Origin of the sequence: Acidovorax sp. CCYZU-2555 (assembly GCF_018413525.1) — a bacterium.
GTDB lineage: Bacteria > Pseudomonadota > Gammaproteobacteria > Burkholderiales > Burkholderiaceae_C > Comamonas.
The window spans coordinates 1-4590 of the sequence record NZ_JAHCDD010000147.1 but is presented as its reverse complement, the minus strand read 5'-3'; the positions used below and the strand labels follow the sequence as shown (position 1 = coordinate 4590).

5 protein-coding genes are annotated in these 4590 nt (G+C 65.2%); all 5 read right to left on the bottom strand.

Features of this window, described 5'->3' with window-relative positions; all coding sequences use genetic code 11:
* On the bottom strand, window positions 1–297 hold a 297-nt coding region (locus KHY18_RS26855; RefSeq protein ID WP_502769430.1), incomplete at its 3' end, for an electron transfer flavoprotein subunit beta/FixA family protein.
* 13 nt (window positions 298–310) lie between these two features.
* Window positions 311–1297 carry a tripartite tricarboxylate transporter substrate-binding protein gene (locus tag KHY18_RS26850; protein ID WP_213307479.1) on the bottom strand — a complete coding sequence of 329 codons (987 nt, stop codon included), beginning with the start codon at window positions 1295–1297 and terminating at the stop codon, window positions 311–313.
* 28 nt (window positions 1298–1325) lie between these two features.
* A complete protein-coding gene (locus KHY18_RS26845; protein WP_213307477.1) occupies window positions 1326–2507 on the bottom strand; it encodes a CaiB/BaiF CoA transferase family protein in 1182 nt (393 codons plus the stop codon).
* Window positions 2508–2523: 16 nt separating this feature from the next.
* Window positions 2524–3684 (bottom strand): acyl-CoA dehydrogenase family protein, encoded by a 1161-nt coding sequence (locus tag KHY18_RS26840; RefSeq protein ID WP_213307475.1) that lies wholly within the window; start codon window positions 3682–3684, stop codon window positions 2524–2526.
* Window positions 3685–3714: 30 nt separating this feature from the next.
* The gene (locus tag KHY18_RS26835) at window positions 3715–4563 is read right to left on the bottom strand and encodes an HTD2 family dehydratase (RefSeq protein ID WP_213307473.1); all 849 of its coding nucleotides are present in this window, start codon (window positions 4561–4563) and stop codon (window positions 3715–3717) included.
* Window positions 4564–4590 lie beyond the last annotated feature (27 nt).

Sequence of the window (4590 nt, the reverse complement as noted above, 5' to 3'; positions counted from 1 at the left end):
CTTGGCGACGGCCAGGGGCTGGAGTTCGGCGTCGGTGAGCACGTGGATGGCGCGATCGGCGCCGATCGCCATGGCGGTGCGCAGGGTCTCCTGGCATTGGGTCACACCACAGGAGACAGCGATGACTTCGGTGACCACACCCTTTTCCTTCAGACGCACGGCTTCTTCGACGGCAATCTCGTCAAACGGGTTCATGCTCATCTTGACATTGGCGATATCGACACCTGTGCCATCGGATTTGACGCGCACCTTGACGTTGTAGTCGACGACGCGTTTGACGGGGACCAGTATTTTCATGATGTAAACCGTTTCAATCGGCGAACTGGCCTGCGGCCTTGATCACCGGGGCATAGCGCTGGGTCTCCTGTTCGAGCCAGGATTGCAGGCCTTGGGGGTTGAGCTTGTCGTCGGCGGGCATGATGGCGCCCAGATCGGCCATGCGCTTGGCGACTTCGGGGTCCTTGAGCGCGCTTCTGAGTGCCGTGCCGAATTTGTCTATGGCTTCCTTGGGCGTGTTCTTCGGGGCATAGATGCCATGCCAGACCACCAGCTGAAATCCCGTGAGGCCTTGTTCGGCCAGCGTCGGCGTGGCGGGCAGCGATTTGAGGCGCGACGCGGTGGTCACGCCATAGAGCTTGACCGAGTTGGCCTTGATGAACGGCGTGGTTGAGGTGGTCTGGTCGCACAGCAGGTCGACCTGACCGCCCAGCAGCGCATTCATTGCAGGCCCCGTGCCCTGGAACGGCACGGAGGTCAGGTCCACGCCCATGGCCTGGGTCAGCAGCATGCCGCACAGGTGGGACACCGCGCCCAGGCCCGCATGCGCGAGGTTGAGCTTGTTGCCCTGGGCCTTGGCATAGGCCAGCAGTTCCTTGAAGTCCTTGGCCGGCAGGTCCTTGCGGCCGACCACGGTCATGGGCACGTCGATGACCTGGCTCACATATTCGAAATCGGCCACGGGCTTGTAGCTGAGCTTGCGGTACAGCGCGGGCGCCGTGGCCATGCCGTTGTGGTGAATCAAGAAGGTGTAGCCGTCTGGCTTGGCGCGCGCCGTGTAGGCCGCGGCAATGGTGCCGCCCGCGCCCAGCTTGTTTTCGACGATCACGGTCTGGCCCAGCGTCCTGCCCATGGCCGCGGCCAGCGTGCGCGCCACCACGTCGGTAGGGCCGCCCGCGGAGTAGGGCACGACCAAGGTGATGGGCTTGATGGGATAGCTATCGGCCGTGGCCAGGCCGCTGCCCAGAAGGCCCAGCGAAAGCCCTGTCAGCGAAGTCACAGTGCGTGCGAAAGAGGTCATTTTTGTCTCCTGGTAATCATTGTTTTTTTCAGACCGCGCCTTCGCGGCGCAGCGTGGCGATGGCTTCGGGCGACCAGCCCAGCTCCTGCAGGATGGCGTCGGCGTGCTGGCCCAGGCCGGGCACGCCGTCCATGCGCGGCGCGTAGGCATCGGTGCGGCCTGGCGGCAGCAGGGCGGGAATGGGGCCGGCGGGCGTGGGCACTTCGGTCCAGCGCTGGCGCGCCTGCAGTTGCGGATGGGCCCATACATCGCGCATCTCATTGACGGCGGCGTTGGCGATCTGCGCCGCTTCCAGGCGTTGCACCACCTGCTCGGAAGTCAGCGCAGCAAACGCTTGCACGATCAGTGCGCGCAGTTCCTCGCGATTGGCGACACGGCGCGAATTCGACGCGAAGCGCTCGTCGCCGGCCAGCGCGGGCTGGTGCAAGACGCTGGTGCAGAACGCCGCCCATTCGCGTTCGTTTTGCAACCCCAGCATCACGGTGCGGCCGTCGCCCGCGGGAAACGGCCCGTAGGGGTAGATGGTGGCGTGCGCCGCGCCCGCGCGCGGCGGTGGCGCCGCGCCTTCGTAGGCGTAGTAGAGCGGGTAGCCCATCCACTCGACCATGCTTTCGAGCATGGAAATGTCGATGCGGCTGCCGACGCCGGTCTTGCCGCGCTGCATCAGCGCCGCGAGGATATTGGTGTACGCGTACATGCCGGCGGCGATGTCGGCGATGGAGCAGCCGGCCTTGGCGGGCTCGTCTTGCGAGCCCGTCACCGACAGAAAGCCCGACTCGCTTTGAATCAGCAGGTCGTAGGCTTTCTTGTCGCGATAAGGGCCGTCATCGCCATAGCCGGAAATATCGCAGACGATCAGCCGCGGATGCTTTGCGTGCAGCGCCTCGAACGACAGCCCCAGCCGCGCGGCCGCGCCCGGCGCGAGGTTCTGCACCAGCACGTCGGCGGTTTCGAGCAGTTGCGCCAGCACTTTCTGCGCGTCGGGGTGCTTGACGTCCAGTGTCAGGCTTTCCTTGGAGCGGTTGGTCCAGACAAAGTGCGAAGCCATGCCTTGCACGCGTTCGTCATAGGCGCGCGCGAAGTCGCCCGTGCCCGGGCGCTCGATCTTGATCACGCGCGCGCCCAGATCGGCGAGCTGGCGCGTGCAAAAAGGCGCGGCGATCGCATGTTCGAGCGTGACCACCGTCACGCCGTCCAGAGGTCGGGTCATTGTGGGCTCCCGGTGATCAGTAGGACTTGGGCAGGCCCAGCACATGCTCGGCGACATAGCTGAAGACCATGTTGGTGGAAATCGGCGCCACCTGGTACAGCCGCGTTTCGCGGAACTTGCGCTCGATGTCGTATTCGCAGGCAAAGCCGAATCCGCCGTGCGTCTGCAGGCAGACGTTGGCCGCCTCCCACGAGGCCTTGGCCGCGAGGTGCTTGGCCATGTTCGCGGCCGCGCCCGCGTTCTGGTGGGCGTCGATCTTCTGGCAGGCCTTCCAGCGCATCAGGTTGGCGGCTTCGAGTTCCATCAAGGTCTCGGCAATGGGAAACTGCACGCCCTGGTTCTGGCCTATCTTGCGGTTGAAGACCACGCGCTCGTTCGCATACTTGGTCGCGCGGTCTATGAACCAGTAGCCGTCGCCAATGCACTCGGCGGCGATCAGCGTGCGTTCGGCGTTGAGGCCATCGAGCAGCGTCTTGAAGCCCTTGCCTTCGGGGCCCAGCAGGTTTTCCTCGGGAATTTCGAGGTTGTCGAAGAACAGCTCGTTGGTCTCGTGGTTGACCATGTTCAGAATCGGCTGCACGGTCATGCCGTTGCCCGTGGCCTGCTTCACATCGATCAGAAAACAGCTCAGGCCTTCGGAGCGCTTTTGCACCTGCTCCAGCGGCGTGGTGCGCGCCAGCAGAATCATCATGTCGCTGTGCTGCACGCGCGAGATCCAGACCTTCTGGCCGTTGACCACCCAGCGGCCGTCCTTCTTCACGGCCATGGTCTTGAGCCGCGTGGTGTCGCTGCCCGTCGTCGGCTCGGTCACGGCCATGGACTGGATGCGCAGTTCGCCCGCCGCGATCTTGGGCAGGTATTTGGCCTTCTGCGCCTCGGTGCCGCTGCGCACGATGGCGTTCATCACATACATCTGGCCGTGGCAGGCGCCCGAGTTGCCGCCCGAGCGGTTGATCTCTTCCATGATGACCGAGGCCTCGGCCATCGACAGGCCCGAGCCGCCGTATTCCTGGGGAATCAGCGCCGCCATCCAGCCGGCCTGGGTCAGCGCCTGCACGAACTCTTCGGGGTAGCCGCGCTGCTCGTCGATCTTGCGGAAATACTCATCGGGGTACTGCTTGCACAGCGCGCGCACGGCGTCGCGGATTTCCTGGTAGTCGTCGGTTTCGTTGAACATGGTTTTTTCCTGGTGGGGTGAAGCGGGCGCTCAGGCCAGCACCGCCGTGGCTTGCATCGTCAGATCGCCGGCGTCGTCGCGTGACCACAGGGCCACGCTGCCGTCGCCGTTGTCGCGGCCGCAGACGTCGAAAGTGGAGATATCGAACAGCGGCTTGAGCGCGCGGAAAGTGAAGTGTTTGACCTGCGCGTCGGGGCGCTCGCGGCGCAGCAGGTCGAGCAGCAGCGTGGCGATCAGCGGGCCGTGCACGATCAGGCCGGGGTAGCCTTCGACTTCGGTCACATAGCGGCGGTCGTAGTGAATGCGGTGGCCGTTGAACGTCAGCGCCGAGTAGCGAAACAGCAGCACGTCGTCGGGAACGATGTGGCGCTGCCACTGCGCGTCGCTGGGAGCCACTGCGTAGGTGGGGGCGGGCTCGCCGTCGGCGGGCATGTCGCGGTAGACGATGTTGTGTTCGTCGACGATGGCCAGCGCGCCGTCGGCGCGGATTTCATGGCGCACCTTGACGAAGACCAGCGGCCCGGTGCGGCCTTCCTTGAGCTTGACGTCTTCGATGCGCGACAGGCGCTCGATGGCCTGGCCGGCGCGCAGCGGCGCGAGAAATTCGATCTGGCTGCCGGCCCACATGCGCCGCGGCAGCGGCACGGGCGGCAGAAAACCGCCGCGCTGCGGGTGGCCGTCGGGGCCGATTTCGGATTGGCGCGCCATGGGCAGGAAGTACAGCCAGTGCCAGCAGGGCGGCACGGCATCGCCATGGCCTGGCGCATCGTCGCGGTCCAGCGTCGCCGTCAGCGCGCGCAGCGGCGCGAGCGTGGCGCTGTCTTCGAGGGTCTCGGTGTGGCCTATCCAGCTGCGCAGATGCTCGATATCGAGTGTCATTTTCGTCTCCTTGGAAGACGAATTGTG